At 71.0% G+C, this 4,112-nt stretch carries 4 protein-coding genes; all 4 read left to right on the forward strand.

The genetic code is table 11. From position 1 onward, the window contains the following. Positions 1–306 (forward strand): 2-oxo acid dehydrogenase subunit E2 (locus tag PLJ28_RS15095; protein WP_324590364.1); only part of this gene is annotated, 306 nt, incomplete at its 5' end. A gap of 614 nt (positions 307–920) precedes the next feature. Continuing rightward, positions 921–2,360, forward strand: a complete 1,440-nt coding sequence (locus PLJ28_RS15100) for a tannase/feruloyl esterase family alpha/beta hydrolase (RefSeq protein WP_298043319.1) — start codon at positions 921–923, stop codon at positions 2,358–2,360. A 228-nt stretch (positions 2,361–2,588) separates the two neighbouring features. Then, positions 2,589–3,293, forward strand: coding sequence for a 4-carboxy-4-hydroxy-2-oxoadipate aldolase/oxaloacetate decarboxylase (locus PLJ28_RS15105; RefSeq protein ID WP_298043291.1), 705 nt, complete (start codon positions 2,589–2,591; stop codon positions 3,291–3,293). Beyond that, on the forward strand, positions 3,283–4,112 hold an 830-nt coding region (locus PLJ28_RS15110), incomplete at its 3' end, for a PrpF domain-containing protein (protein ID WP_324590365.1). The genes PLJ28_RS15105 and PLJ28_RS15110, both read left to right, overlap by 11 nt.

Genomic DNA, 4,112 nt, shown 5'->3' on the forward strand with positions numbered 1-4,112 from the left:
CTGGCCCGCTCCGGCAGGGGCACGCCGCAGGAGCTGTCCGGCGGGACGTTCACCATCAACAACTACGGCATCTTCGGCACCGACGGTTCGGCGGCGATCATCAACCATCCCGAGGTCGCGATCCTCGGGATGGGGCGGATCATCGACCGGCCGTGGGTCGTGGACGGCCAGCTGGCCGTGCGCAAGGTGATGCAGCTGTCCCTGGTGTTCGACCACCGCGTCTGCGACGGGGGAGAGGCCGGCGGCTTCCTCCGGTTCGTGGCCGACTGCTTCGAGAACCCGGTGGGGCTGCTGGCGGACATGTGACCGGCGGGGGCACTGCCGCTGCCGAGTCTCTGACGACCACTCCGTGTGGTGCCAAGGGTGCCCGTCCTCTCGTGGGACGGGCACCCTTGCTGTTCGCCGTGGGTGGTGCCCAGTGCGGGGGCGGCGCGGCGTGTGGTGGTCATGGTGGACTCGGTTTTCGCAGCTCAATCGTTGTTGTTCGCAACAATTAATCTTAGGATCCAGTTCACGGGCCGCGATCCGCCGGCCCCGTGAACAGGGCCTTCCAGGCGATCGGGGTGATCGCGGGCCCGGCGGGCACGGAGGGTGATATGCATTACTTCAGGCGACCATCGCAGCGATCGACGACGCTCCCGCCCGACGGGTCCGGTGCGGGTACCCGGCGGGCCCTCCGGGCCGCCCTTGGCGTCCTGGCCGCGACCGGGTTGCTCCTCGGCTCCGCCGTGGTGCCGGCCGCGGGTGCGGGGATTCCCGGCCAGCAGGAGCGGCCGTCGGTCGCGAGCTCACCCTAGCGGTCGGCCCCTCCGCTGACCAGGCCGACGTGTGAGGCGCTTGCGGAGTTCGACTTCGCCTCCACGCAGATCACCTCGGCGGAGATCGTCCAGCCCGGTGTACTCACCCACCGGGGGGAGCGCATCGGCAAGCACTGCCTCGTCACCGGGCGGATGAACGAGCGGGTCAGCGAGGTCGACGGTGAGACCTACGCGATCGGCTTCGAGATGCGCCTGCCCATGCACTGGAGCGGCCGGTTCCTCTACCAGGGCAACGGCGGCCTGGACGGGTCCGTGGCGACGGCGTACGGCCGCGCCGGCGGCAGCGACAGCGGCCTGCAGATGGGCATGGCGGTCCTCAGTTCCGACGCCGGCCACACCGGCGCGCAGAACCCGACCTTCGGCCTCGACCCGCAGGCGAGGCTGGACTACGGCTACCAGGCCGTCGGCACGCTGACCCCCATGGCCAAGGCGCTCGTGACCGAGGCCTACGGCACTGCGCCGCACCACTCCTACGTCGCCGGATCGTCCAACGGCGGCCGGCACACCATGGTCGCCGCCTCCCGGTACACGGACGAGTACGACGGCTTCCTGGCTGTGGCCCCGGGCTTCAACCTGCCCCAGGCCGCCGTCGCCCAGCTCTGGGGTGCTCAGCGGTGGAACACGGTCGCCACCTCCGAGGACCTGTCCTCGGCGTTGACGGTCGCCGAGCGGCAGGTGGTGGCCGAGGCCATCCTCGCCCAGTGTGACGGCCTGGACGGCCTCGACGACGGCCTGGTCCAGTCCAGCGACGACTGCCAGGAGTCCTTCTCGGTCGCCGAGCACGTGCCCACCTGTGAGACCGACTGTGACGGCACGTGCTTGAGCGCGGAGCAGAAGGCCGTCGTGACCGAGGTCTTCGCCGGGGCCACCACCAGCGGGGGAGAGGACATCTACTCCTCCTTCCCCTACGACCCGGGGTTGGTGCAGACCGGCTGGGCCGACTGGAAGTTCACCTCCCCGATCTCCCGGGACTCCGTGGCGGTGGGGTACATCTTCTCCACCCTGCCCTACGCCCCCGCCCTGAACGCGCTGCGGGACTTCGTCCTGGACCTGGACATCGATGACGCCAACGAGCGGATCCACGCCACCGAGGGGGCCTATGCGGAGAGCGCCATGGAGTTCATGACGCCGACCGACCTGGACTTCGAGGACCTGCAGCAGAGCGGCGGGAAGATGATGGTCCTCCACGGCGCCTCGGACGGGGTGTTCTCGATGGAGGACACCACGGCCTGGTACCGGGGCCTGGACGAGCATCACGGCGGGGACGCCTCGGACTTCGTCCAGTACTTCCAGGTGCCCGGCATGGGCCATACCCAGGGCGGGCCGGCCACCGACCGGCACGACTCGCTGGCGGCCCTGGTCGACTGGGTGGAGGAAGGTGATCGACCGGACCGCCTGGAGGCCTGGGTGAACCCGGCGAACACCCAGTTGCCGGCGGACTGGTCCACGGACCGCTCCCGGCCGTTGTGCGCCTACCCGGCCGTGGCGACCTACGCCGCCGGGGACTCCGAGTCCGCGGACAGCTTCGACTGCCAGGGGTAGCCGGATCGTGCCGGCCGAGGATGGGGGACCTTGTGGGGGGCGGGAGGATGCGTTGGTGCCTCCCCGCCCTCCGGGTGCCCCGTCGTCTGAATATTGTTTGAAAGATTGTTGACAATGTGGTCCGGCGCATGACCTAATGGGTCTGGGCGCCGTGCCGCCGCTCCAGCGGAAAGAGGCCGGCCAGCAGGCCGAATGGTGCTCTAGACCAGTCGACACACAGGGGGAGACATGGGTGGCGTCGTCGTCACGGACATCTCGCGCGCGGAGGGGGCAGTGGTCGACGCCCTGGCCCGGCACGGGGTGGCCACCGTCCATGAGGCGATGGGCCGCACCGGCCTGGCGGGGCCGTCGCTGCGGCCGATCCAGCAGGGCGTGCGCATCGCGGGAACCGCCGTGACCGTCGTCGGCCAGCCCGGTGACAACCTCATGATCCACGCGGCCGTCGAGCAGGTGCGGCCCGGTGACGTCCTGGTGGTCACCACCACCTCGCCCTCGGTCGACGGTGCCTTCGGCGACCTCTTCGCCACGGCGCTCAAGGCCCGCGGCGTGCGCGGCCTCGTCACCACGACCGGCGTCCGGGACACCCAGGACCTGCGGGACATGGACTTCCCCGTCTGGGCCGCAGCGGTGTTCTCGCAGGGCACCGTCAAGGCCACGGGAGGGTCGGTGAACGTGCCGGTCATCGTCGAGGGGGTGCGGGTCGAGCCCGGCGATGTCGTCATCGCGGACGACGACGGCGTCGTCGTGGTCCCGCAGGACCGCGCCGCCGAGGCCCTCACCGCCGCCGAGGCGCGTGCGGCCAAGGAGGAGGCCGACCGTGCGGCCTACGCCGCCGGCACCGAGTTGAGCCTGGACCGCAAGGGACTGCGTTCCCTCCTGTCCGAGCTCGGCGTCGAGTACACCACCCAGGCCGAGTACCGCCGTGGCCGGTGATCCCGTCCTCGACGGCGTCCCGTGCATGCTGATCCGCGGCGGCACCAGCAAGGGCGCCTTCTTCCTCGCCGAGGACCTGCCGGACGACCCGCGTGAGCGTGATGCACTGCTGCTGCGGATCATGGGCACCCCGGACCCCCGCCAGGTCGACGGGATCGGCGGGGCGCACCCGCTGACGAGCAAGGCCGCGATCGTCTCCCGCTCGGAGATGGCCGGCATCGACGTCGACTACCTGTTCCTCCAGCTGGGCGTGGACGAGGCGGTCGTCGGCACCACGCAGACCTGCGGGAACCTGCTGGCCGGCGTCGGCCCGTTCGCGGTCGAACGAGGCCTCGTCGACGCCGAGGCGTCCACGACCTCGCTCCGGGTCCGCATGCTCAACACGGACGATGTCGCGACCGCGACGTTCGCGACCCCGGACGGCCGGGTCGACTACGACGGCGACGTGGGCATCGACGGCGTGCCCGGCACCGCCGGCGGGATCCGCCTGGACGTCGGGGCGGGACCGGAACGCTCGCTCCTGCCCACCGGCAACGTCACCGACACGATCGACGGCCACGAGGTCACCCTGGTCTCCAACGGCATGCCGGTCGTGCTGCTCCGCGCCTCGGAGTTCGGTGTCACCGGCGAGGAGAGTCCCGAGGACCTCGAGTCCCGTCCCGAGCTGGCCGAGACCCTCGAGGGCATCCGCCGGCAGGCGGGACCGCTCATGGGGCTGGGGGACGTGACCGAGCAGACCGTCCCGAAGATGTTCCTGCTCTCCGCCCCCCGCGCCGGCGGGGCCATCTCCACCCGGGCCTTCATCCCGCACCGGGTCCA

This window comes from Citricoccus sp. (genome assembly GCF_035445025.1).
In the GTDB taxonomy this organism is placed as follows: Bacteria; Actinomycetota; Actinomycetes; order Actinomycetales; family Micrococcaceae; genus Citricoccus.